The following is a 22,429-nucleotide window of genomic DNA, read 5'->3' on the forward strand; positions in this document are numbered from 1 at the left end:
CAGGCTTCAGCCCTCGCGGCGCTGCTCCAGGTGAGCTTTCACGATCGGCAGCTGACGACCCAGGGCCAGGCGCATGCCTGGATGCCTGAACCACTGCCCGAGCTGGTTGGCGCAGGCGGGCTTGCCCTGGCGCCTCTCGACGTTCTCCAGGGCTTTTTCCCACCAGGCCTGGGCGCAGGCGCGATCGAATTCGTTGGCATAGGGATGACAGCCGTAGGCCAGTTCACGCATGAACTGACGTTGCCTTGCCGGCAGCAACAGCCCCAGCAGCTTGCAGTGCAGGCGTTGCAGCAGCGGCGGGCGTGGCAGCTGTGTGTTGACCTGGGCGATATCGGCCATGGCCTGTGTCGAGAGCGGGTCGCTACCGTGCTTGTTCAGCCAGGCCTGGATCTTGGCTCGGAACAGTTGCTTGCGGCTCCAGTAGTGGTGGATCAGGTCGGGGCATTCCTGCACGTTCAAGGTGTCATGGGCGGCGACCGCCAGGCAGAACTCTTCGAGGGTATAGGCGCGCGGGGCCAGCGGATAGAACTCGTCCATCAAGGCGATGGACTGGTCGAGCAGGCCCGCGTCCTGCCGGTACAGGCCGATGACGCCCGAATTGAGCAATGGCATGCCGTCTTTGGCCAGGCCGCGTGCCTGCAGTGGGCCTGCAAGGTTTTGGTACAGTGCGCATTGCTGATTTACGCCGTATTTGCCGCCGACCGCATTGCACAGCAGCGTGCCGGGCTGCATGCGCCGGAACAGCTCGATGGGTGACTGATGGAAAAACGTGTCGGTGTCGATCAGCAGGGCGTGTTCGTGGTCCTGCAGCACCTGGCGCAGCAGCACGTGCTTGGTGCGAAAGTGATAACCGTGCGGCTCGCTCCATGCCTTGCGGGTGTCGGCATCGAGTGCATGCACCGTTACCGGCAAGTGGCGATAGGGGTGCGGGTCGTCGCTGAACACCTGGATATCGAGGGGTTGCCCCGGCGTCTTGTGCAGGTTGGCCAAGGCGCTGGAGATGCTGAACTGCGCTTCCTGATGGTAAGTCTGGGCACCGAAGACAAGATAGATCAGTTGGGGACGTGCGGAAGGGGAAGCGAGGGGCATAGAAACGCGAAGATCCGTATCTGTAAGGGAAAATGGAAAGGGCCTTAGCGTACGCTAAAGCCCTTACCGTTTTCGCAACTATTTATTACCGTGTTTGACAGTAATCAGCGTGGCAGCTTGAGGTTGTTCCACACTGCCAGGCTGGGTTCGGCCTGGTTCAGGGTATAGAAGTGCAGCCCCGGTGCGCCGCCTTGCAGCAGTTTTTCGCACATTTCGGTGATGACCTGTTCGCCGAAGGCCTGGATGCTTTGCACATCGTCGCCATAGGCTTCCAGCTGCTTGCGGACCCAGCGCGGGATCTCGGCGCCGCACGCATCGGAGAAGCGCGCCAGCTTGCTGTAGTTGGTGATCGGCATGATGCCGGGTACCACCGGGATGTCCACGCCCAGCTTCTGCACGCGCTCGACGAAGTGGAAGTAGCAGTCGGCGTTGAAGAAGTACTGGGTGATGGCGCTGTCGGCGCCGGCCTTGGCCTTGCGCACGAAATTGATCAGGTCGTCTTCGAAGTGACGGGCCTGGGGGTGCATTTCCGGGTAGGCGGCCACTTCGATGTGAAAGTGATCACCGCTTTCCTGGCGAATGAACTCGACCAGCTCGTTGGCGTAGCGCAGCTCGCCACTGGCCATGCCCATGCCCGACGGCAGATCGCCGCGCAGGGCCACGATACGCTTGATGCCGGCGGCCTTGTACTGGGCCAGCAGGCTGCGCAGGTCGTCCTTGCTGTCGCCCACGCACGACAGGTGCGGCGCGGCCGGTACCTTCACTTCGCTTTCCAGCTGCAGCACGGTGTTGAGCGTGCGGTCGCGGGTCGAGCCACCGGCACCATAGGTGCAGGAGAAGAAGTCCGGGTTGTAGCTGGCCAGGGTGCGAGCCGTGGCGAGCAGTTTTTCATGTCCAGCGTCGGTCTTGGTCGGGAAGAACTCGAAGCTGTAACGGCGTTCCTGAGACATGGCGAAATCCTGGTAAACCGATCGTGCTGGCCAGCCGTGAGGCTGGCCACAGAAAAAAGCCGGTGACGCTGTGGCAGCGTCACCGGCTTTGGCCCATCAGTAGCGGTAGGCGTCTGGTTTGAACGGGCCTTCAACAGTCACGCCGATGTAGTCGGCCTGCTGTTTGGTCAGTTGGGTTACCACGCCGCCGAAACCGCGGACCATTTCCAGGGCCACTTCTTCGTCGAGTTTTTTCGGCAGTACTTCAACGGTCAGGCGCTCGGCTTTCTGGGCCGGCGACAGGTCGGCGTACTTCTGGCCGAACAGGAAGATCTGTGCCAGTACCTGGTTGGCGAACGAACCGTCCATGATGCGGCTCGGGTGGCCAGTGGCGTTGCCCAGGTTCACCAGGCGGCCTTCGGCCAGCAGGATCAGGTAGTCGTCGTTCTGCGCGTCGAAATCGCCAGGGCCGGTACGGTGGATCTTGTGAACCTGTGGCTTGACCTCTTCCCATGCCCAGTTCTTGCGCATGAAGGCGGTGTCGATTTCGTTGTCGAAGTGACCGATGTTGCATACCACGGCGCGCTTTTTCAGGGCCTTGAGCATGTTGGCATCGCACACGTTGACGTTACCGGTGGTGGTAACGATCAGGTCGATCTTGCCCAGCAGGGCCTTGTCGACGCTGGCTTCGGTGCCGTTGTTGATACCGTCGATGAACGGCGAAACCAGCTCGAAGCCGTCCATGCAGGCTTGCATGGCGCAGATCGGGTCGACTTCCGAGACCTTGACGATCATGCCTTCCTGACGCAGCGACTGGGCCGAACCCTTGCCAACGTCACCGTAGCCGATAACCAGCGCCTGCTTGCCCGACAGCAGGTGGTCGGTGCCGCGCTTGATGGCGTCGTTGAGGCTGTGACGGCAGCCGTACTTGTTGTCGTTCTTGCTCTTGGTGACCGAGTCGTTGACGTTGATCGCCGGGATCTTCAGCTCGCCCTTGGCCAGCATGTCGAGCAGACGGTGCACACCGGTGGTGGTCTCTTCGGTCACGCCGTGAACGCGGTCCAGTACCTGCGGGTACTTCTTGTGCAGCAGCTCGGTGAGGTCGCCGCCGTCGTCGAGGATCATGTTGGCATCCCATGGCGCGCCATCCTTGAGGATGGTCTGCTCCAGGCACCACTCGTATTCCTGCTCGGTCTCGCCCTTCCAGGCGAATACCGGGATGCCGGCGGCGGCAATGGAGGCAGCGGCCTGATCCTGGGTGGAGAAGATGTTGCACGACGACCAGCGCACTTCGGCGCCCAGCGCGACCAGGGTCTCGATCAGCACGGCGGTCTGGATGGTCATGTGGATGCAGCCGAGGATTTTTGCACCCTTGAGCGGCTGTTCAGCGGCGTACTTGCGGCGCAGACCCATCAGGGCCGGCATTTCGGACTCGGCGATGATGGTTTCGCGGCGGCCCCAGGCAGCCAGGGACATGTCGGCGACTTTGTAGTCGGTAAAATCTGCAGGCGTGTTTACAGCGCTCATCAAGAGCCTCCATTCGTAGTGTGCGAATGGGCGCCGTTGTGCGTTTAGTGCCCGTGCGGGGAACCCCGTGCAGGCAACGCCCCATCCGAGCCTGACAGGAGAACCTGCTGCAGCGCCCCTCGGACAGGTGGCGGGAACGGCATCGAGTGGTGATGACCGTCTGTGAAGCGTTGGCGATTATAGCTGCGCCCGCGCATCGGCCCAAGGCTTTCTGTCAATTAATCGAGACGATAGTCGATGTTCAATGGAGGCCGCCGGCAGGCTCTGCCATCATTGTCGGCATCGATTGGCAAGACGGTCAGGAGTACGCATGAACTTTCACACCCGCAAATGGGTAAAACCCGAAGACCTCAACCCCAACGGCACCCTGTTCGGTGGCAGCCTGTTGCGCTGGATCGACGAAGAGGCGGCGATCTACGCGATCGTGCAACTGGGCAACCAGCGTGTGGTGACCAAGTACATCTCGGAGATCAACTTCGTCAGCGCCTCGCGCCAGGGCGACATCATCGAGCTGGGCATCACCGCCACCGAATTCGGCCGCACCTCCATCACCCTCAAATGCGAAGTGCGCAACAAGATCACCCGCAAGAGCATCCTCACCGTCGACAAGATGGTCTTCGTCAACCTGGGTGAGGACGGCTTGCCTGCACCCCATGGGCGTACCGAGATCAAGTTCATCAAGGATCAGTTCGATACCTCGGTGGAATGACGGCGGTAGCTGCACAGTTCAAGCTTCAAGCTTCAAGTCAGGGGCAGCGGGGCTGGCGGGGGCGGTTTGGCCAGGTGCCTTGAGCTGGCCCTCCCAGCGTGCGATCACCAGTGGCGCCAGCGCGTTACCCAGCACGTTGAGTGCAGTGACCGGCATGTCCATCAGCCGATACACCCCGGCGATGATCGCCACGCCCTCGACCGGCAGCCCTGCCGCGGTCAGCGTGGCGGTGAGGATGATGAACATGAAGCCCGGCACCCCCGCCGCACCCTTGGAGGTCAGTACCATGATCAGCACCAGCATCGCCTGGTCAGCCAGGCCCAGGTCGATGCCATAGGCCTGGGCGATGAACAGCGTGCCAAGCGCTGCGAACAGCGACGCGCCATCGAGGTTGAATGAATACCCCAACGGAATGACCATGCTGGTGATCGGGCGTGGCGCGCCGTAGCGCTCCATCTTCTCGATCAGTTGCGGCATCACCGTGGCCGAGGCGGCGCTGCTGTAGGCCAGCAGCAACTCGCTGCGTATCTCGCGCAACAGGTGGAAGAACCGCACCCCCGCCAGCCTGGCCACCGCCCCCAGCACGCACAGCGCAAACAGCAGCACCGCCACGTAGGTAATGCCGATCAGCTTGGCCAGTGGCAGCAGTGCGCTCAGGCCGAAGCTGGCAACGGTGACGCCGATCAGCCCGAAGATGCCGATGGGTGAGTAGTGCATCACCAGGTGGGTGACCTTGAACATGGTGTCCGATACGCCCTGCATCACGCTGATCAACGGTGCCTTCTGCTGCTGGGGCAGCATCGACAGGGCGCAGCCGAACAGGATGGCGAAGAACAGCACCGACAGCAGCTTGCCCTCGGCCATGGCCAGCACGATGTTGTCCGGCACGATGGCCACCAGGGTGCGCCCCAGGTTCTGCGTTTCGGTGCTGGATGCCAGCGTGGTGACCGGTGCCTGCAGCGTGCTGCTGAAGTCCGCGCCGGCGCCGGGCTGGAACACGTTGCCGACCACCAGCCCGAACAGGATCGCGATGCTGGTGATGGTGAAGAAGTACACGAACGTCTTCATCCCGACCCGGCCCAGGGCGCGCGTGCTGCCGGCGCCGGCGATGCCGACGGTCATGCAGGCGAACACCAGCGGTACCACGATCATCTTCATCAGCTTGATGAACAGGTCGCCGGCCGGCTGCAGCAGGTTGTCGATGAACCAGGCCTTATGCTCGGGGAACTGGTTGAGAAGGATGCCGACGATCACGCCGGCGACCAGGCCGATCATGATGCGCGTGACCAGGCTGGAAGGTGTGCGAATGCCCATGGGGTGCCCCTTGTTGTTGTGGTTGTGGGGAGTGCGAAGGGTGCGTTACTGCGCGAACAGGCCGGCGAAATCCTTGAAGCCCTTGACCTCGATCGGATTGCCGCTGGGGTCGAGGAAGAACATCGTGCGTTGTTCGCCCGGCTCGCCCACAAAGCGCACCACCGGCGGGATCTCGAATGCCAGGCCACGCCGGGTGAGGCGCACGGCCAGGGTCATCCACTCGTCCAGAGGCAGTACCACGCCGATATGCGGCATCAGTACCTTGTGCTCGCCAACCTGCCCGGTACGGGTGGTGGCGAACGGCGTGCCCAGGTGCAACGAGAGCTGGTTGCCGAAGAAGTCGAAGTCGACCCAGGTCGCGGTGCTGCGCCCTTCGGTGCAGCCCAGAACATCTCGATAAAAAATACGCGCCTGTTCCAGGTCGCAAACGTGGTATGCAGCGTGAAAGGGTCTGTTCATGGCGTATCCCCCGTGTGGTTGAGCGTTGAGGGTAAGTAGGCCGTGTGACGGGGTAAAACGGCTTTGCCTTGCTCTGAGCGAAAGAAAAACTTATGGATGTGCGCTTTCTGAAAAGCCTGGTGGCAGTGGTGGAAACCGGCTCGATTGCCGCGGCCGCGCGTCGCGAGAACCGCACGGCAGCGGCGATCAGCCAGCGCGTGCAGGCGCTGGAACGCACACTGGGCTGCACCTTGCTGCTGCGTACTGCGCATGCCATCCGCCCCTCGGACCAGTGCCTGCTGCTGTTGCCCAGGATCCAGGCGATCATCGAGCAGGCGCGTGAACTGCAGCACGACCTGAGCCAGGACGGATTGACGGGGGACGTCAGGGTGGGCGCGGTGTCGACGGCGTTGACCGGGGTATTGCCGGGGCTTATCGAGCGTCTGGCGCGATCGGCGCCGGGGCTCAAGCTGCAGATCACCCCGGGTGATTCGCGCAGCCTGTACGAGAAGGTGCTCGGCGGCGAACTGGATGCCGCGATTCTGGTGCGCCCGCCCTTCACGCTGCCCAAGGCACTGGCGCTGCAGGTGCTCAAGGTCGAGCCGCTGATTCTGATAGCGCCGGCTGCACAGGCCGCGCTGACCCCCGATACGCTGCTGCGCGAGCACCCGTTCATTCGCTATGACGCACAGTCGTGGGGCGGGCAGATCGCCCAGCGCTACCTGGATGAGCAGCTGATCACGCCACAGTTGCTGTGCGAGCTGGATGCGCTGGAAACCATCGTGATGCTGGTGGCCCAGGGCATGGGGGTATCGTTGGTGCCGCAATGGGCCGGCATGCCCCATGAGGGCATCTGTGCCTGGCCGCTGGGCGATGACCCGCGCCATGCGCGGGCACTGGTGGTGCTGCACGGCTCGACGCCGCGCCGGCCAGTGGCGATGCGGCATCTGCTGGGGCTGCTGGGCAGCCCCTCGCCGGTCAAGGCTGCTCGGTAACCCCGCGCACCACGCGACCGATGCTCAGGCCCTGCAGCAGGATCGACGACAGCACCACGATGTAGGTGATGCTCAGCAGCAGGTCACGTTCGGGACCCGATGGCAGCGACAGCGCCAGGGCCACGGACACACCGCCGCGCAGGCCGCCCCAGGTGAGCACGCGGATGGTGCCGCGCGGCACCGTTCTCCAGCGGCGCAGCATGACGATCGCCGGCGCCACGGTCAGCAGGCGCGACAGCAGGATCGCCACTGCCAGCACCCCGGCCGCAGCCAGGTGCATCCACGAGAACGGCAGCAGCAACAGCTCCAGGCCGATCAGCGCGAACAGCAGCGCGTTGAGCATGTCGTCGATCAGCTCCCAGAAGCCGTCCATGTAGCGCCGGGTCATGTCGTTCATAGCCAGGTTGCGACCCAGGTTGCCGATGATCAGTCCCGCTACCACCATCGCGATGGGCGCCGAGACGTGCAGTTCGTAGGCTGCGGCCGAGCCGCCGATCACCAGCGCCAGGGTCAGCATGACCTCCACCTGGTACTGCTCGATGCTCTTGATCATGCGGTAGGTGACGTAGCCGATCACCGCGCCGAACAGCGCGCCGCCGATGGCCTCGCGGGCGAACAGGATCGCGGTGTCGCTCACGCTCGGGGTCTCGCCCAGTTGTGCGATGCCCAGCAGCACGGTGAACACCACGACCGCGGTGCCGTCGTTGAACAGCGACTCGCCGACGATGGTGGTCTTCAGCGGCTTGGACGCATTGGCGGTACGCAGGGCGCCGAGCACCGCGATCGGGTCGGTGGGCGAGATCAGTGCGCCGAACAGCAGGCAGTACAGCAGGTTCACGTGCCAGCCGAACAGGGCGAAGATCCAGTGCGCCAGGTAGCCGATCACCACGGTGGCGATCAGCACGCCGACGGTGGCCAGGAGGCCGATCGGCCAGCGGTAGTCGCGCAGGTCGGCCAGGTTCACGTGCAGCGCCCCGGCGAACAGCAGGAACGCCAGCATCCAGTGCATCAGCAGGTCGTTGAAGTCGATCTGGCTCATCAGGCCCTGCACCCGTTCTTCCAGGCCCGGGTAGCCGATGACGCTCAGGCCCTGGAGGATCAGGGAAAACAGCAGTGCAGTGACCATCACGCCAATGGTCGGCGGCAGGCCGATAAAGCGGTAGTTCACATAGGTGAGGAGGGTGGTGAGGCAAATAAACGCGGCAACTAGCTCAAGCATCCTAGGTCCTGTAATGGCTTCCAAGTCAGTGCCCGAATGGCTCGGGCAGGGCTTGGATGCGCCGGCGCGAGGTTCAGGACACACTTTTTCGATCAAAGTTGACCGCAGGCTGGCTGTTTTGTTGCGCCTGGTTGAAACTGCGCAGCCGTGCACTACCCAGGAACTCAACCGTGCTCGCCACTTCGCTGGTGCTGATCGCCGCCCTGCTGCATGCCACCTGGAACACCCTGATCAAGTTCAGCGGCGAGCGTCTGCTGGTGATTGCCAGCATGGACGTGGTGGCGCTGCTGTTCGCCCTGGCGATGGTGGCGTTCGTGCAGGTACCGCCGCCCGAGATCTGGCCGTGGATGCTGGCTTCGGCGGCGTTCGAGCTGTTGTACCGCTACCTGCTGATCAAGGCCTACCGGGTCGGCGACCTGGGCCTGGTCTACCCCCTGATGCGCGGGCTGTCGCCGCTGGTGGTGCTGGCGCTGACCCTGACCTTTGCCGGCGAGACGCTGAGCACCCAGCAGATCTTCGGCATTCTGCTGATCCCGTGCGGCATGGCCTGCCTGCTGTGGCAGGGCGGTGGTGGCGAACGTCTGCCCTGGTCGATGCTGCCGGTGGTGGCGCTGATCGGCCTGTGCATCGGCTGCTACACCTGGCTCGACGGCAGCGCGATCCGGCTGTGGTCGCAGCCGCTGGACTACCTGGTGTGGCTGACGCTGATCAGCGCCTGGCCGTTCCCGTTGCTGGCGACGGTGGCCCGGCGCGCGCCGTTTGCGCAGTTCTGGCGCAGCCAGTGGAGGCTGGGCCTGGCCGTGGGGTTGTGCGTGCTGTCCAGCTACGCGCTGGTACTGTGGGCCATGCAACTGGGCTCGGTGGCCGAGGCTGCGGCGCTGCGCGAGGTGAGCGTGATCCTGGTGGTGCTGATGGGCATGCGCTACCTCAAAGAACCTTTCGGCGGGCCGAGGCTCTTAGCTTGTGCACTGGTACTGATCGGCATGCTGATCATGAAACTCTGACCCCAACAACAAGGACCCCTGCCATGACCGTCGCCTTCTGGTGTGTATTGATCGCGTTGCTGCTGCCGTTCGTGTGCACCAGCATCGCCAAGTTCGGCAGTGGTCGCTTCAGCCTGCGACAGAACCATGACCCGCGCGGTTTTCTGGACAAGCTCGAAGGCCTGCCGCGCCGCGCCCATGCGGCGCAGCTCAACAGTTTCGAGTCGATTCCGGCGTTCGTCGCGGCGGTGGTGATCGCCGACATCGTCGGCAATGCCGAGCAGGTCACCCAGGACGTGCTGGCGGTGCTCTACATCACCAGCCGCCTGCTCTACATCATCTGCTACCTGGCCGACTGGGCAGCGCTGCGCTCGGTGGTGTGGTTCGCGGGCATCGGCCTGATCGTCAGCTTCTTCGTGGTCTCGGCCTGAGCTACTTGCCTTCCACCTGCGGCACCACCGGCAGTGCCGCGCCCTTGGGCCACAGCAGCCAGATCTGACCCTGCTGCTTCATGTCCCCGGCCAGAGCGCCGGCCTCGCTGCCGGTACCCCAGAACAGATCGGCGCGCACTTCGCCGGTGATGGCCCCGCCGGTGTCCTGCGCGGCCACCGGGCGTACCACCGGCGCGCCGTCCGGGCGGGTGGTCGACAGCCACAGCAGGCTGCCCAGCGGGATCACCTTGCGGTCGATGGCCACGCTGTAGCCGGCGGTCAGCGGCACGTTCAGCGAACCGCGCGGGCCTTCGTTGCTGTCCGGGCGAGTACTGAAGAACACGTAGCTGGGGTTGCTGGCCAGCAGCTCGGGCACGCGGCTCGGGTTGGCCTGGGCCCAGGCGTGGATGCTGCCCATGGTCACGTCTTCCTTCTTGAGCTGGCCCTGCTCGACCAGCCAGCGGCCCACCGGGCGATACGGGTGGCCGTTCTGGTCGGCATAGCCCACGCGCAGCTGCTGCCCACTTTCGAGCTGGATGCGCCCGGAGCCCTGGATCTGCAGAAACTGCAGGTCCATCGGGTCGGTCAGCCAGGCCAGCACCGGCGCCTTGACGCCTTGCTGCTGGATCACCCCGGCGGTGTCGTAGGGCTTGAGCACGCGCCCGTCCAGGCGACCGCGCAGGCGCTTGCCCTTGAGTTCGGGGTAGATGCTGTCGAGCGCCACCACCACCAGGTCATCGGGGATGCCATACACCGGCACGTTGGCCGTGGCGGTACGGGTCATGCTGCCGGGGTACACCGGTTCGTAGTAGCCGGTGATCAGGCCGTTGGCGTTGTTTTCGGCCGAGCGCAGGCCGTACACCTCGAGCTGCGTCTGCAAAAAGCCACGCACCTGGGTGGCGTCGTCGGGCACCTGCACCGCAGCAGCGCAGGGGGTGGCCCAGACCGGATCGTTCTTGAGGCGCTCGCACGCGCTGCGCCAGGCATTGAAGCCGGCCAGCAGGTCGCTGTCGGAGACCTTGGGCAGGTCTTTCCAGGTGGCGGGGCTGTAGGTGGCGAGCGGGTGCGGTGCGGACTTATCCGGGGCGCTGCCGTTGCAGCCGACCAGCAGGGCCAGCAACGCGGCGGTCAGGCCAAGGCGGCTCAGGGCGGTTTTCATGCGGGGTAGTCCTCTACGGTGTGCCTGGCGTTCAGGGCGGCCAGGCAACCCTTGTTTTTGGTAGGGGTATTGGTGTTTGCCGGCAAGGCGGGGATACTGGCCGCCTTTTTCCGTGTGCCGAGCCAAGCATGATGTTCAAGCGAATGACTGTGATCCTGGTGGCCTGCCTGGCCCTGAGCGCCTGTGGCGGTGTCGACCCCAACTCGCCGTTGGGCCAGCGCAAGGCGATTTTCAAGCAGATGCTCAAGACCAGCGAAGACCTCGGCGGCATGCTGCGTGGCCGGCTGGCGTTCGACGGGCAGAAATTTGCCGATGGTGCGGTGAAGCTCGACGCGTTGTCGCACCAGCCGTGGCAGCATTTCCCGCAGGTGCGCGAGGAGGACAGCAGCGCCACGCCCGATGTGTGGCAAAAGCAGGCGCGCTTCCAGGAGCTGGCGCGGCAGATGGAGCAGGTGACCGGCGAGCTGGTCGCCCAGACCCGTACCCAGCCATTGGAGCCTGCGGCGGTCGCGGCCCCGATGGGCAAGGTGGAAGCGGCGTGCAAGGCCTGTCATACCGAGTTTCGCAATCATTGATGGGGTGAGCTGGCCGGCCTTTTCGCCGCAGGGCCGGCTCCTACAGGTGGCGCGCTGTACGTAGGAGCCGGCCTTGCCGGCGAAGGGTTCAACGCGGACTACTTCTCCAGCTCATCCAGCGCCTGTTGCAGTTCCTTCTTCGACTCGGCCAGTTTGTCCTTGCGCTTGTTGATCTTGTCGGCGTCGCCTTTCTTCATGGCCTTGTCCAGGTCCTTGGTGCGCTGCGTCACTTCATGACGGGCATCCAGCACCTTCTGTTCACGCTGTTTCTTCAGGCCGGCATCGGTGCAGTGCTCGGTCACTTCGCTCAGGGCCTTCTCGAGGCCGGCCTGCTGGGCGCTGTTGCCGTGGGCGCGGGCCTGTTCGATCTGTTCGCTGATCGCCTGCTTCTTGGCAGCGCAGCCGGTCAGGCCGGGTTGTTCCTCGGCAGCCATCAGCGAAGTGGCGAGCAGCGAGCAGGCGGCGAACAGGGCAAGCGGGGAAAGCAGTTTCATAGTGGCTCCGTGGTCGCGGGCTTGGCAGAAACCCATGATGCTGCCCTGATCCGACAAATTTAGAAACCCTCGATTGTATGTTCACGTAACCGCGCCGCCAGGGCCTGCACCTGCGGGTGAGCGAAAAAGGCCAGCAACTGGCCGGCACGGTGGGCACCCACGCCGGGCTCGGCCTGCCATTGCGCCGCATCGCGGGCAGCCAGCGCGGCCCAGGTGTCCCCCGCTGCCAACGCACGCGGGGCCGGCATACCCAGGGCCCGCGCCCAGGTGGCAAAGGGTCGCTGACGGGTCTGTTCGATGGCGGGGTACAACGGATGTTCGGCGGGCAGTTCCAGCACATCGGCCAGTGTGCGCAACTGGCCGGCGTCGACCAGGCGCTCCCAGCTGGCCGGCCCGGCACCTGGGAGTGCCAGGCCCTGCTTGCCGCCCAGCCACTGCAACCTGGCCAGGAACTGCTGACGACACCCGGCGCTCAGCTCCCAGCAGCTCAACGGATGAAACGCATCGGCTGCCGGTACCTCCATCTCGCGCCGTTCGAGGGCGCGGTGCACCACGCCGTCCAGGCGGGGAATGGTCAGGCCTGCCAGGCTGATCGCCACCTGATCGCCCGGGCGAATGTCCAGTTGCTGCCAGCGTCTTAGCGAGCCCACGCTGACCTGGCGCACCGTGCGGTCATCCAACTGCACCGGTGCCAGTTGCAGCACCGGGGTGATGCGACCGGTGCGCCCCACGTTGAACTGCACGCGTCGCACCTCGGCCAGCACCTGGGCGAAGGGGTATTTCCATGCCGCTATCCAGTACGGCGCCCGGGCCTGCCAGCGCTCGCCGGGCGGACGCCGGCCCTGGCGCAGCACCACGCCGTCGCTGGCGAATGGCAGTGGCGTGCGGTACCAGTGCTGGCGCCAGTGGGCGGCCTGGTCGAAGGTCTGCACCGGCTGGCTGAACGCCTCGCTGTAGGCAAAGCCCAGGGCGCTCAGGCGTGCCAGGCGCTCGCGCTGGTCCAGTGGGCCCTGCGGCCAGGCCCAGGCGAACAGCTCGACCACCGCGCCCTGCGCGGGGGTGAGCTGCTTGCGCGCCAGCAACCCGGCGACGTTGCCGCGGGCATTCCGGCTGCCCGCTGCGGCCTGCACATGCCCGTCCAGGCGCCAGAACAGCTCGCCTTGCAGTATCAGGTCCAGAGGTTCGGGCAACGTGTGGGGGAGGGCGCCCAGTGCCGGCAGGTGGCGGCTCCAGTCATGCCCGTAGGCGCCGTCGCCGCGGCTGATCAGGCGCACCAGCCGGCCCTTTGCATAGACCAGCGTGGCGGCCACGCCATCCACCTTGGGTTGTACCCAGAGGTCCTGCTTGCCGTGCATCCAGGCGCGCACGGCGGCTTCGTCGGGCAACTTGTTCAGGCCGGTGTGGGGGATGGGGTGGCGCAACGGGCCGGTGGCGGTTCCGAGCGGGTCTGCCGGGGGCGCACCGGTGCCGGGGAAGCAGGCTTGCAAGTGTTGCAGGCGCGCCCGGCTCTGGTCGTACAGCTCGTCGCTGATCAACGCGACGCCCAGGCGATGGTAATGATCGTCCCAGTCGGCCAGGCGCTCGCCCAGCTGCTTGAGTTCGCTTTGCGCCACTGCCGGTGGCCAGTCGGGGCAGGGCCGGGCGAGGGCGGTGGTTGGGGTACAGACGAGCGTGCTGGCGAACAGCAGGCCGGACAACAGCTTGAAGGGCATGGCGAGCGTCCTTGCTCGGCGGGTGGAACTTCAAGCCTAGGCAAGAAAAAGCCCCTGCCAGTCGCCTGGCAGGGGCTCTTGTTTACCGGGTGTTGCTTGTACCGGGTGTTGCTTACAGCCCGGCGGCCGCGCGCAGCGCGTCGACACGGTCGGTGCGTTCCCAGGTGAACGTGGTGAAGGTGTCGTCGCCCACGGTCTTGACCTGCGGGGTGCGGCCGAAGTGACCGTAGGCCGCGGTTTCCTGGTACATCGGGTGCAGCAGGTCGAGCATGGTGGTGATCGCATATGGACGCAGGTCGAAACACTCGCGCACGATCTGGATGATCTTCTCGTCGGCAACCTTGCCGGTGCCGAAGGTGTTCAGCGAGATCGAGGTCGGCTGGGCCACGCCGATGGCGTACGACACCTGGATTTCGCAGCGCTCGGCCAGGCCAGCGGCAACGATGTTCTTGGCCACGTAGCGACCGGCGTAGGCGGCCGAACGGTCAACCTTGGACGGGTCCTTGCCGGAGAAAGCGCCCCCCCCGTGACGGGCCATGCCGCCGTAGGTGTCGACGATGATCTTGCGGCCGGTCAGGCCGCAGTCGCCCACCGGACCACCGATGATGAAGTTGCCGGTGGGGTTGATGTGAAACTGGGTGTCCTTGTGCAGCAGCTCGGCCGGCAGCACGTGCTTGACGATCAGCTCCATCACGCCTTCGCGCAGGTCGGCGTAGGACACGTCCGGGTTGTGCTGGGTCGACAGCACGATGGCGTCGATGCCCACCACCTTGCCGCCTTCGTAGCGGCAGGTGACCTGGGACTTGGCGTCCGGGCGCAGCCACGGCAGCAGGCCGGACTTGCGCGCTTCGGCCTGACGCTGCACCAGCTGGTGCGAGAAGCTGATCGGGGCTGGCATCAGCTCCGGGGTTTCGTTGCTGGCGTAGCCGAACATCAGGCCCTGGTCGCCCGCGCCCTGGTCTTCAGGCTTGCTGCGGTCAACGCCCTGGGCGATGTCTACCGACTGCTTGCCGATGATGTTCATCACCGCGCAGGTGGCGCCGTCGAAACCGACGTCGGAGCTGTTGTAGCCGATGTCGACGATCACGTTGCGCACGATGTCTTCGAGGTCGACCCAGGCCGAAGTGGTCACTTCGCCGGCGATGATGGCCACACCGGTTTTCACCAGGGTCTCGCACGCCACGCGGGCGAACTTGTCTTCGGCGATGATGGCGTCGAGCACCGCATCCGAAATCTGGTCGGCGATTTTATCCGGATGCCCTTCAGACACGGACTCGGAGGTGAAAAGGGAGTATTCGCTCATCTCGACGGGTTCCTAAAATTTACCGATGGTGAGTGTCGCCAGGTGGTCGCTGAAAGTGGCGAACCTGAATCTGGAAACCATTACGTAAGCCCACATAGAGGCTGTCCTCGGGAACCAGCCCCGCGGCGCTGGCCCAACGGGCCAAATCATCCTGTTCAAAGCCCAGCCAGAGATCGCCGCACGCCTGGCGCGCCCAGCTCTGGTCGTGGCTGCACAGTTCTGTTACCAACAGGCTTCCGCCTGGTCTGACACGCTTGGCCAGGTGCCCGAGGGCCTGGGCAGGCTCGCTGAAATGGTGCAGCACCATGTTCAGCACCACGCAGTCGGCCTGTACATCCGTTGCATGCAGGGCATCGGCCAACAGCAGGGTTACGTTAGCCAGGCGCTCGCGCTGGCACACCTGGCGCGCCAGCTCGAGCATGGTCGGGCTGTTGTCCAGGGCGGTGACGTGGGTGAAGCGCCGCGCCAGTTCGGGCAGAAACTCGCCATCGCCGGGGCCGACCTCCAGGGCGCTGGCCAGCGGATCGAAGCTGAGCTTGTCGAGCAGCGCCAGCAGGCTTTCGCGGTACTGCGCCAGGCCGGCGATCAGGTCCTGCTGGGCGCGGAACTTCTCTTCCACACGCAGGAAGAAGTCCTGGCTGGTGGCGGCCCGGCGCACCTGCACCTGGCCGATGCGCGCCTGCACCTCGGCCGGCAGCTCAAGCGCGTCGACCTCCTCCAGCAGCGCCCCGTGCAGCTTGCCGCCCAGGCGCTGGCTGTCGGGCAGTGCGCGGCGATAGAAGATCGCGTTGCCTTCGCGCCGGGTGGCCACCAGGTCGGCCTGGGCCAGTACCTTGAGATGGTGGCTCATGCCCGACTGGCCGATGGCGAAGATCTGCGCCAGCTCCAGCACCCCGAACGAATCGCTGGCCAGCGCGCGCAGCACGTTCAGCCGCAGCGGGTCGCCGCCGGCCTTGCACAGGGCAGCCAGCGCGTCGCTTTGCTCGGGGTCGATGGAGGGGGCGTGAAGGTTCATGGGCGGCAGTCTAGTCAGCGTGCAGCGGCCTCGCAAGTTCTATATCAAAAAGTTTTGATATTGCTCGATGGGCGGGCCCGGCCCGGCATGGCAGGCGACAATTTCTGCCGTTTTGTCGGCGCAACACGGGATTAGTCGCTCAATCGCACTAAAAACGTCCCTCATCGACCATCCGTGATTGCCCCCGGGCACGTGCCTGGGCGAAAATGGCCGCCTTTTTCCGTTCGTTAATATTCAAGCCCCCCAGGAGACAAGCGATGCCCAGCCGTCGTGAGCGTGCCAACGCCATTCGTGCCCTCAGCATGGATGCCGTGCAAAAAGCCAACAGCGGCCATCCCGGTGCCCCGATGGGCATGGCGGATATCGCCGAGGTTCTTTGGCGTGACTTCTTGAAGCACAACCCGAGCAACCCGCACTTCGCCGACCGTGACCGCTTCGTGCTGTCCAACGGCCACGGCTCGATGCTGATCTACTCGCTGCTGCACCTGACCGGCTACGACCTGTCGATCGACGACCTCAAGGCGTTCCGTCAACTGCACAGCCGCACCCCGGGCCACCCGGAATTCGGCTACACCCCAGGCGTCGAGACCACCACCGGCCCGCTGGGCCAGGGTCTGGCCAACGCCGTGGGCTTTGCCCTGGCCGAAAAAGTGCTGGGCGCCCAGTTCAACCGTCCAGGCCACGACGTCGTCGACCACCACACCTATGTGTTCCTGGGTGATGGCTGCATGATGGAAGGCATTTCCCACGAAGTCGCTGCACTGGCCGGTACCCTGGGCCTGGGCAAGCTGATCGCCTTCTACGACGACAACGGTATCTCCATCGACGGCGAAGTCGAAGGCTGGTTCACCGACGACACGCCGAAGCGTTTCGAAGCCTACCACTGGCAGGTGATCCGCAATGTCGACGGTCACGACCCAGAAGAGATCAAGACCGCCATCGAGACCGCGCGCAAGAGCGCGCAGCCGACCCTGATCTGCTGCAAGACCACCATCGGCTTCGGTTCGCCGAACAAGGGCGGCAAGGAAGACTGCCACGGCGCGCCACTGGGCGATGCCGAAATCGCCCTGACCCGCCAGGCCCTGAACTGGAACCACGGCCCGTTCGAAATCCCGGCCGACATCTATGCCGAGTGGGATGCCAAGCAGGCCGGCGCCGCCGCCGAAGCCGCCTGGGACCAGCGCTTTGCTGCCTACGCCGCAGCCTTCCCTGAACTGGCCAGCGAACTCAAGCGTCGCCTGAGCGGCGAACTGCCAGCCGACTTCGCCGAGAAGGCTGCCGCCTACATCGCCGAAGTGGACGCCAAGGGCGAAAGCATCGCCAGCCGCAAGGCCAGCCAGAACACCCTGAACGCCTTCGGCCCGCTGCTGCCGGAGTTCCTCGGTGGCTCGGCGGACCTCGCCGGCTCCAACCTGACCCTGTGGAAGGGTTGCAAGGGCGTCAGCGCCGAAGATGCCAGCGGCAACTACATGTACTACGGCGTGCGCGAGTTCGGCATGACCGCCATCATGAACGGCGTTGCCCTGCACGGCGGCCTGGTGCCTTACGGCGCGACCTTCCTGATGTTCATGGAATACGCCCGCAATGCCGTGCGCATGTCGGCCCTGATGAAACAGCGCGTGATCCACGTCTACACCCACGACTCCATCGGCCTGGGCGAAGACGGCCCGACTCACCAGCCGATCGAGCAGCTGACCAGCCTGCGTACCACGCCGAACCTGGACACCTGGCGTCCGGCCGACGCGGTCGAATCGGCCGTGAGCTGGAAGCACGCCCTGGAGCGCAAGGACGGCCCTTCGGCGCTGATCTTCTCGCGTCAGAACCTGCAGCACCAAACCCGCGACGCCGGCCAGATCGCCGACATCAGCCGTGGTGGCTACGTGCTCAAGGACTGCGCAGGCGAGCCTGAGCTGATCCTGATCGCCACCGGTTCCGAAGTGGGCCTGGCAGTGCAGGCGTTCGACAAGCTGACCGAGCAGGGCCGCAAGGTGCGCGTGGTATCGATGCCATGCACCAGCGTGTTCGATGCCCAGGACGCCAGCTACAAGCAGTCGGTTCTGCCACTGCAGGTGGGCGCGCGGATTGCCATCGAAGCTGCCCACGCCGACTTCTGGTACAAGTACGTGGGCCTGGAAGGCCGCGTCATCGGCATGACCACCTACGGTGAGTCGGCGCCGGCTTCGGCACTGTTCGAAGAGTTCGGCTTCACCCTGGAAAACATCCTGGGTACGGCTGAAGAGCTGCTGGAAGACTGATGTAGAACGCCTGTAGGGGCGGCGCTGTCTGCTTCGCCGGCAAGGCCGGCTCCTACGGGTGGTCTGTGTAGGAGCCGGCCTTGCCGGCGAATGCTGCACCGCAGATCCCCAGGCTACAGATGATTTTCTGTTCCGTGAGCATCCCATGCCCCAACCGCGTCCCTACAAAGTTGCACTCAACGGCTACGGCCGCATCGGTCGTTGCGTCCTGCGCGCACTCTTTGAACGGGGGGCCAGCGCGGGCTTCGAGATCGTTGCACTGAATGACCTGGCCGATCAGGCCAGCCTCGAATACCTGACACGCTTCGACTCCACCCACGGGCGCTTTCCCGGTGAGGTCAGGGTCGACGGCGATTGTCTGCATATCAATGGCGACTGCGTCAAAGTACTGCGCAGCGCCACCCCCGAAGGCATCGACTGGGCCGCGCTCGACGTCGACCTGGTGCTCGAATGCTCCGGGGCCTACAACACCCGCGCCGACGGCCAGCGTTTCCTCGACGCCGGCGCACCACGGGTGCTGTTTTCCCAGCCGATGGCCAGCGAGGCGGATGTCGACGCCACCGTTGTCTACGGCATCAACCAGGATTGCCTTGAAGGCGGCGAACGGCTGGTATCCAACGCCTCCTGCACCACCAACTGCGGCGTGCCGCTGCTGCGTGTGCTCGACCAGGCCTTCGGCATCGAGTACGTGCAGATCACCACCATCCACTCGGCAATGAACGACCAGCCGGTGATCGATGCCTACCACCACGAAGACCTGCGCCGCACCCGTTCGGCGTTCCAGTCGGTGATTCCGGTGTCTACCGGGCTCGCGCGGGGTATCGAACGCCTGCTGCCGGAACTTGCCGGGCGAATCCAGGCCAAAGCGGTACGCGTGCCGACGGTGAACGTGTCGTGCCTGGACATCACCCTGCAGACCGCCCGTGATACCACCGCGGCCGAAGTCAACCAGGTGCTGCGTGAAGCGGCCCTGAGTGGCCCGCTCAAGGGGTTGCTGGCCTACACCGAACTGCCCCACGCCAGCTGTGATTTCAACCATGACCCACATTCGGCCATCGTCGATGCCAGCCAGACCCGCGTTTGCGGCCCACGCCTGGTGAACCTGCTGGCCTGGTTCGACAACGAATGGGGGTTCGCCAACCGCATGCTCGACGTCGCCGAACATTTTCTGCGCGTCGTGGACTCAACCAGCACCACTCGCAAACAGCCCTGAAGGACTGCATTCATGACCGTTTTGAAGATGACCGACCTCGATCTGCAAGGTAAGCGCGTACTGATCCGCGAAGACCTCAACGTGCCTGTGAAGGACGGTGTGGTCAGCAGCGACGCGCGCATCCTGGCCTCGCTGCCGACCATCAAGCTGGCCCTGGAGAAGGGCGCGGCCGTGATGGTCTGCTCGCACCTGGGGCGCCCGACCGAAGGCGAGTTCTCGGCCGAGAACAGCCTCAAGCCGGTGGCCGACTACCTGAGCAAGGCGCTGGGCCGTGAGGTGCCGCTGGTGGCCGACTACCTGGGCGGCGTGGACGTGAAGGCCGGCGACATCGTGCTGTTCGAGAACGTGCGCTTCAACAAGGGCGAGAAAAAGAACGCCGACGAACTGGCCCAGCAATACGCCGCCCTGTGCGACGTGTTCGTGATGGACGCCTTCGGTACCGCCCACCGTGCCGAGGGCTCGACCCACGGCGTGGCCAAGTTCGCCAAGGTCGCCGCTGCCGGTCCGCTGCTGGCCGCCGAGCTGGATGCACTGGGCAAGGCGCTGAAGGCCCCGGCCAAGCCGATGGCCGCCATCGTCGCCGGTTCCAAGGTATCGACCAAGCTGGACGTGCTCAACAGCCTGAGCCAGGTGTGCGACCTGCTGATCGTCGGTGGCGGCATTGCCAACACTTTCCTGGCCGCTGCCGGCCACCCGGTGGGCAAGTCGCTGTACGAAGCCGACCTGATCGACACCGCCAAGGCCATCGCGGCCAAGGTCAACGTGCCGCTGCCGGTGGACGTGGTGGTGGCCAAGGAATTTGCCGAAAGCGCCACGGCTACCGTCAAGCTGGTGGGCGAGGTGGCCGAGGACGACATGATCCTGGACATCGGCCCGCAGACCGCCGAACAGTTCGCCGAGCTGCTGAAGTCGTCCAAGACCATCCTGTGGAACGGCCCGGTGGGCGTGTTCGAGTTCGACCAGTTCGGCAACGGCACCAGGACCCTGGCCAAGGCCATCGCCGACAGCGCCGCGTTCTCGATTGCCGGCGGTGGCGACACCCTGGCGGCCATCGACAAATATGGCGTGGCCAGCCAGATCTCCTACATTTCTACCGGTGGCGGTGCATTCCTCGAGTTCGTCGAGGGCAAGGTGCTGCCGGCGGTGGACGTGCTGGAACAACGGGCCAAGGCCTGACTCGCTCAGCCTGGCAAAGGGAGTGTGGCCTGATGGTCAAGCGGTTGCCTGTGTTTATCCTGGCCGGTCTGCTCAGCGCCTGCGCTGGCAGCCCGGAGCCTGCGGCGGATGCCCCCGGCAAGCCGAAGGGCGGTTGCTACCAGTCGCAGTGGCAGGCAGAGACCGTGCCGGTGATCAACAAGAGGCTCGGCCCGGACGGGCTGGAGAAGTATGACGAGGAACACCAGCGCCAGGCCCCGGGTTGCCCTTGATCGGTTCGAGGCAACCTGTTGGCCGGTTCGTGGTCTTCTAGAGGATATTCGATGAAAAGCGTTGTAGCCCTGATGGCCCTGGTTCTGATGGCAGGTTGCGCAAGCCTCAAGCCAACCCCGGCCCCGACCGACAACTGGACCCGCTGGGTCTGTGACAGTCAGGCCGAGGTGCTGTGGCGGTTTGCCGATGCCAGCCAGGAAGAGGTGGATGTACGCCTTGGTGGCGGCGATCAGGTCTACCGGCTCAAGCCGGAGCCCGGTGCGTCGGGTGCGCTGTACAGCGATGGCGTGCTGGCCCTGCACACCAAGGGCGATGAAGGCCTGGTGTACTGGGTAGCGACCAACGATTTGATAGGGCGGGGCTGCAAGGCACCGTGACTGGCCGGGCCGACCGCTGTCGGCCCACACTACTTGAATAGCAACCGCCGCTGCGGCAGGCTTGCACGAAAAACGACGCTTGTCGGGAGAGAGATACACAATGGCACTCATTAGCATGCGCCAGATGCTGGACCACGCCGCCGAATTCGGCTACGGCGTTCCGGCTTTCAACGTCAACAACCTCGAGCAAATGCGCGCCATCATGGAAGCCGCCGACAAGACCGACTCCCCGGTGATTGTCCAGGCCTCGGCCGGTGCCCGCAAATACGCCGGTGCGCCGTTCCTGCGCCACCTGATCCTGGCGGCGATCGAAGAATTCCCGCACATCCCGGTGTGCATGCACCAGGACCACGGCACCAGCCCTGACGTGTGCCAGCGTTCGATCCAGCTGGGCTTCAGCTCGGTGATGATGGACGGCTCGCTGGGCGAAGACGGCAAGACCCCGACCGACTACGACTACAACGTGCGTGTCACCCAGCAGACCGTGGCCATGGCCCACGCCTGCGGCGTTTCGGTAGAGGGCGAGCTGGGCTGCCTGGGTTCGCTGGAAACCGGCATGGCCGGTGAAGAAGACGGCATCGGCGCCGAAGGCGTGCTGGATCACAGCCAGATGCTGACCGACCCTGAAGAAGCTGCCGATTTCGTCAAGCGTACCCAGGTCGATGCCCTGGCCATCGCCATCGGCACCAGCCACGGCGCCTACAAGTTCACCAAGCCGCCTACCGGCGACGTGCTGGCGATCGACCGCATCAAGGAGATCCACAAGCGCATCCCCAACACTCACCTGGTGATGCACGGTTCGTCTTCGGTGCCGCAGGAGTGGCTGGCGATCATCAACCAGTACGGTGGCGACATCAAGGAAACCTACGGCGTACCGGTTGAAGAAATCGTCGAAGGCATCAAGTACGGCGTGCGCAAGGTCAACATCGACACCGACCTGCGTCTGGCGTCCACCGGTGCCATGCGCCGCCTGATGGCCACCAACCCGAGCGAGTTCGACCCGCGCAAGTTCTTCGGTGAAACCGTCAAGGCCATGCGCGACGTGTGCATCGCTCGCTACGAAGCCTTCGGCACCGCCGGCAACGCCTCGAAGATCAAGCCGATCTCCCTCGAAGCGATGTTCCAGCGCTATGCCAAGGGCGAGCTGGCCGCCAAGGTCAACTAAGCCTGGTTGGTTGTACGAAAAACCCGCAGCGATGCGGGTTTTTTTGTGCCCGTGCGGCCTGCTTCACCGGCCGGAACCGGGGGGTTTCGGCTGCGGGGC

The 22,429-nt window shown here is 64.7% G+C and carries 22 protein-coding genes and 1 riboswitch; of the genes, 11 read left to right on the forward strand and 11 right to left on the reverse strand.

What is annotated here, in order from left to right:
• Positions 1-6: 6 nt before the first annotated feature.
• The 3 genes from N0B28_RS01905 to ahcY form a co-directional block, all read right to left on the reverse strand.
• The gene (locus N0B28_RS01905; protein ID WP_253086485.1) at positions 7-1,089 is read right to left on the reverse strand and encodes a hypothetical protein; all 1,083 of its coding nucleotides are present in this window, start codon (positions 1,087-1,089) and stop codon (positions 7-9) included.
• 104 nt (positions 1,090-1,193) lie between these two features.
• Positions 1,194-2,039 carry a methylenetetrahydrofolate reductase [NAD(P)H] gene (gene metF / locus N0B28_RS01910; protein ID WP_043863614.1) on the reverse strand — a complete coding sequence of 282 codons (846 nt, stop codon included), beginning with the start codon at positions 2,037-2,039 and terminating at the stop codon, positions 1,194-1,196.
• Positions 2,040-2,135: 96 nt separating this feature from the next.
• Positions 2,136-3,545, reverse strand: coding sequence for an adenosylhomocysteinase (gene ahcY / locus N0B28_RS01915; RefSeq protein ID WP_054915763.1), 1,410 nt, complete (start codon positions 3,543-3,545; stop codon positions 2,136-2,138).
• A 21-nt stretch (positions 3,546-3,566) separates the two neighbouring features.
• Positions 3,567-3,672, reverse strand: a riboswitch (S-adenosyl-L-homocysteine riboswitch).
• 183 nt (positions 3,673-3,855) lie between these two features.
• Between ahcY and N0B28_RS01920 the strand changes: the two genes are divergently transcribed.
• Positions 3,856-4,254: a hotdog domain-containing protein gene (locus N0B28_RS01920; protein ID WP_043863612.1), complete on the forward strand. Its 399-nt coding sequence runs from the start codon at positions 3,856-3,858 to the stop codon at positions 4,252-4,254.
• An 18-nt stretch (positions 4,255-4,272) separates the two neighbouring features.
• Here the strand turns inward: N0B28_RS01920 and N0B28_RS01925 are convergent, their stop codons facing one another.
• Complete coding sequence (locus N0B28_RS01925; RefSeq protein WP_235593722.1) at positions 4,273-5,568, reverse strand: cation:dicarboxylase symporter family transporter; 1,296 nt, start codon at positions 5,566-5,568, stop codon at positions 4,273-4,275.
• A 45-nt stretch (positions 5,569-5,613) separates the two neighbouring features.
• Positions 5,614-6,027 (reverse strand): VOC family protein, encoded by a 414-nt coding sequence (locus N0B28_RS01930; protein ID WP_043863611.1) that lies wholly within the window; start codon positions 6,025-6,027, stop codon positions 5,614-5,616.
• Positions 6,028-6,119: 92 nt separating this feature from the next.
• On the opposite strand from N0B28_RS01930, the gene N0B28_RS01935 reads away from it, so the two are divergent.
• On the forward strand, positions 6,120-7,001 hold the full coding sequence (locus tag N0B28_RS01935; RefSeq protein WP_043863610.1) for a LysR family transcriptional regulator: 882 nt from the start codon (positions 6,120-6,122) through the stop codon (positions 6,999-7,001).
• On the opposite strand, the gene N0B28_RS01940 is transcribed toward N0B28_RS01935, so the two are convergent.
• Positions 6,985-8,220 carry a sodium:proton antiporter gene (locus tag N0B28_RS01940; protein WP_043863609.1) on the reverse strand — a complete coding sequence of 412 codons (1,236 nt, stop codon included), beginning with the start codon at positions 8,218-8,220 and terminating at the stop codon, positions 6,985-6,987. The two genes, N0B28_RS01935 and N0B28_RS01940, sit on opposite strands and share 17 nt — an antisense overlap.
• Before the next feature lie 170 nt (positions 8,221-8,390).
• Here N0B28_RS01940 and N0B28_RS01945 point away from each other — a divergent pair, with 170 nt between their 5' ends.
• Positions 8,391-9,224 carry a DMT family transporter gene (locus N0B28_RS01945; RefSeq protein WP_275730071.1) on the forward strand — a complete coding sequence of 278 codons (834 nt, stop codon included), beginning with the start codon at positions 8,391-8,393 and terminating at the stop codon, positions 9,222-9,224.
• 23 nt (positions 9,225-9,247) lie between these two features.
• Positions 9,248-9,634 carry an MAPEG family protein gene (locus N0B28_RS01950; RefSeq protein WP_054915760.1) on the forward strand — a complete coding sequence of 129 codons (387 nt, stop codon included), beginning with the start codon at positions 9,248-9,250 and terminating at the stop codon, positions 9,632-9,634.
• Between the two features lies 1 nt (position 9,635).
• On the opposite strand, the gene N0B28_RS01955 is transcribed toward N0B28_RS01950, so the two are convergent.
• The gene (locus tag N0B28_RS01955) at positions 9,636-10,793 is read right to left on the reverse strand and encodes an MltA domain-containing protein (RefSeq protein WP_054915759.1); all 1,158 of its coding nucleotides are present in this window, start codon (positions 10,791-10,793) and stop codon (positions 9,636-9,638) included.
• Positions 10,794-10,924: 131 nt separating this feature from the next.
• Between N0B28_RS01955 and N0B28_RS01960 the strand changes: the two genes are divergently transcribed.
• On the forward strand, positions 10,925-11,368 hold the full coding sequence (locus N0B28_RS01960) for a cytochrome c (RefSeq protein ID WP_173925103.1): 444 nt from the start codon (positions 10,925-10,927) through the stop codon (positions 11,366-11,368).
• A 98-nt stretch (positions 11,369-11,466) separates the two neighbouring features.
• Here the strand turns inward: N0B28_RS01960 and N0B28_RS01965 are convergent, their stop codons facing one another.
• From N0B28_RS01965 to N0B28_RS01980, 4 genes are all read right to left on the reverse strand, one after another.
• Positions 11,467-11,862 (reverse strand): DUF1090 domain-containing protein, encoded by a 396-nt coding sequence (locus tag N0B28_RS01965; protein ID WP_043863604.1) that lies wholly within the window; start codon positions 11,860-11,862, stop codon positions 11,467-11,469.
• Between the two features lie 59 nt (positions 11,863-11,921).
• Positions 11,922-13,574, reverse strand: coding sequence for an NAD-dependent DNA ligase LigB (ligB, locus tag N0B28_RS01970; protein ID WP_275730073.1), 1,653 nt, complete (start codon positions 13,572-13,574; stop codon positions 11,922-11,924).
• A 112-nt stretch (positions 13,575-13,686) separates the two neighbouring features.
• On the reverse strand, positions 13,687-14,877 hold the full coding sequence (gene metK / locus N0B28_RS01975; RefSeq protein WP_043863602.1) for a methionine adenosyltransferase: 1,191 nt from the start codon (positions 14,875-14,877) through the stop codon (positions 13,687-13,689).
• 19 nt (positions 14,878-14,896) lie between these two features.
• The gene (locus N0B28_RS01980) at positions 14,897-15,892 is read right to left on the reverse strand and encodes a metalloregulator ArsR/SmtB family transcription factor (RefSeq protein ID WP_043863601.1); all 996 of its coding nucleotides are present in this window, start codon (positions 15,890-15,892) and stop codon (positions 14,897-14,899) included.
• A 257-nt stretch (positions 15,893-16,149) separates the two neighbouring features.
• Between N0B28_RS01980 and tkt the strand changes: the two genes are divergently transcribed.
• The 6 genes from tkt (at position 16,150) to fba (ending at position 22,330) form a co-directional block, all read left to right on the forward strand.
• Entirely contained in the window at positions 16,150-18,147 is a 1,998-nt protein-coding gene (gene tkt / locus N0B28_RS01985) for a transketolase (RefSeq protein ID WP_043863600.1), read from the forward strand.
• Positions 18,148-18,292: 145 nt separating this feature from the next.
• Positions 18,293-19,360 (forward strand): erythrose-4-phosphate dehydrogenase, encoded by a 1,068-nt coding sequence (gene epd / locus N0B28_RS01990; protein WP_043863599.1) that lies wholly within the window; start codon positions 18,293-18,295, stop codon positions 19,358-19,360.
• Positions 19,361-19,372: 12 nt separating this feature from the next.
• A complete protein-coding gene (locus N0B28_RS01995) occupies positions 19,373-20,536 on the forward strand; it encodes a phosphoglycerate kinase (protein WP_043863598.1) in 1,164 nt (387 codons plus the stop codon).
• Between the two features lie 32 nt (positions 20,537-20,568).
• Positions 20,569-20,787: a hypothetical protein gene (locus N0B28_RS02000; RefSeq protein ID WP_043863597.1), complete on the forward strand. Its 219-nt coding sequence runs from the start codon at positions 20,569-20,571 to the stop codon at positions 20,785-20,787.
• A 51-nt stretch (positions 20,788-20,838) separates the two neighbouring features.
• Complete coding sequence (locus N0B28_RS02005; protein WP_043863596.1) at positions 20,839-21,165, forward strand: MliC family protein; 327 nt, start codon at positions 20,839-20,841, stop codon at positions 21,163-21,165.
• A gap of 100 nt (positions 21,166-21,265) precedes the next feature.
• Entirely contained in the window at positions 21,266-22,330 is a 1,065-nt protein-coding gene (gene fba / locus N0B28_RS02010; protein WP_043863595.1) for a class II fructose-bisphosphate aldolase, read from the forward strand.
• Positions 22,331-22,429 lie beyond the last annotated feature (99 nt).

The organism is Pseudomonas sp. SD17-1 (assembly GCF_029201585.1).
GTDB classification, from domain to species: Bacteria; Pseudomonadota; Gammaproteobacteria; order Pseudomonadales; family Pseudomonadaceae; genus Aquipseudomonas; species Aquipseudomonas palmensis.

Coding starts and splice junctions, on each gene's coding strand:
- metF (WP_043863614.1), bottom strand. CDS start 2,039: ATGTCTCAGGAACGCCGTTACAGCTTCGAGTTCTTCCCGACCAAGACC.
- N0B28_RS01960 (WP_173925103.1), top strand. CDS start 10,925: ATGTTCAAGCGAATGACTGTGATCCTGGTGGCCTGCCTGGCCCTGAGC.
- epd (WP_043863599.1), top strand. CDS start 18,293: ATGCCCCAACCGCGTCCCTACAAAGTTGCACTCAACGGCTACGGCCGC.
- N0B28_RS01995 (WP_043863598.1), top strand. CDS start 19,373: ATGACCGTTTTGAAGATGACCGACCTCGATCTGCAAGGTAAGCGCGTA.
- fba (WP_043863595.1), top strand. CDS start 21,266: ATGGCACTCATTAGCATGCGCCAGATGCTGGACCACGCCGCCGAATTC.
- N0B28_RS01930 (WP_043863611.1), bottom strand. CDS start 6,027: ATGAACAGACCCTTTCACGCTGCATACCACGTTTGCGACCTGGAACAG.
- N0B28_RS01965 (WP_043863604.1), bottom strand. CDS start 11,862: ATGAAACTGCTTTCCCCGCTTGCCCTGTTCGCCGCCTGCTCGCTGCTC.
- N0B28_RS01940 (WP_043863609.1), bottom strand. CDS start 8,220: ATGCTTGAGCTAGTTGCCGCGTTTATTTGCCTCACCACCCTCCTCACC.
- N0B28_RS01950 (WP_054915760.1), top strand. CDS start 9,248: ATGACCGTCGCCTTCTGGTGTGTATTGATCGCGTTGCTGCTGCCGTTC.
- metK (WP_043863602.1), bottom strand. CDS start 14,877: ATGAGCGAATACTCCCTTTTCACCTCCGAGTCCGTGTCTGAAGGGCAT.
- N0B28_RS02005 (WP_043863596.1), top strand. CDS start 20,839: ATGAAAAGCGTTGTAGCCCTGATGGCCCTGGTTCTGATGGCAGGTTGC.
- N0B28_RS01925 (WP_235593722.1), bottom strand. CDS start 5,568: ATGGGCATTCGCACACCTTCCAGCCTGGTCACGCGCATCATGATCGGC.
- ahcY (WP_054915763.1), bottom strand. CDS start 3,545: ATGAGCGCTGTAAACACGCCTGCAGATTTTACCGACTACAAAGTCGCC.
- N0B28_RS01920 (WP_043863612.1), top strand. CDS start 3,856: ATGAACTTTCACACCCGCAAATGGGTAAAACCCGAAGACCTCAACCCC.
- N0B28_RS01905 (WP_253086485.1), bottom strand. CDS start 1,089: ATGCCCCTCGCTTCCCCTTCCGCACGTCCCCAACTGATCTATCTTGTC.
- N0B28_RS02000 (WP_043863597.1), top strand. CDS start 20,569: ATGGTCAAGCGGTTGCCTGTGTTTATCCTGGCCGGTCTGCTCAGCGCC.
- N0B28_RS01935 (WP_043863610.1), top strand. CDS start 6,120: ATGGATGTGCGCTTTCTGAAAAGCCTGGTGGCAGTGGTGGAAACCGGC.
- ligB (WP_275730073.1), bottom strand. CDS start 13,574: ATGCCCTTCAAGCTGTTGTCCGGCCTGCTGTTCGCCAGCACGCTCGTC.
- tkt (WP_043863600.1), top strand. CDS start 16,150: ATGCCCAGCCGTCGTGAGCGTGCCAACGCCATTCGTGCCCTCAGCATG.
- N0B28_RS01955 (WP_054915759.1), bottom strand. CDS start 10,793: ATGAAAACCGCCCTGAGCCGCCTTGGCCTGACCGCCGCGTTGCTGGCC.
- N0B28_RS01980 (WP_043863601.1), bottom strand. CDS start 15,892: ATGAACCTTCACGCCCCCTCCATCGACCCCGAGCAAAGCGACGCGCTG.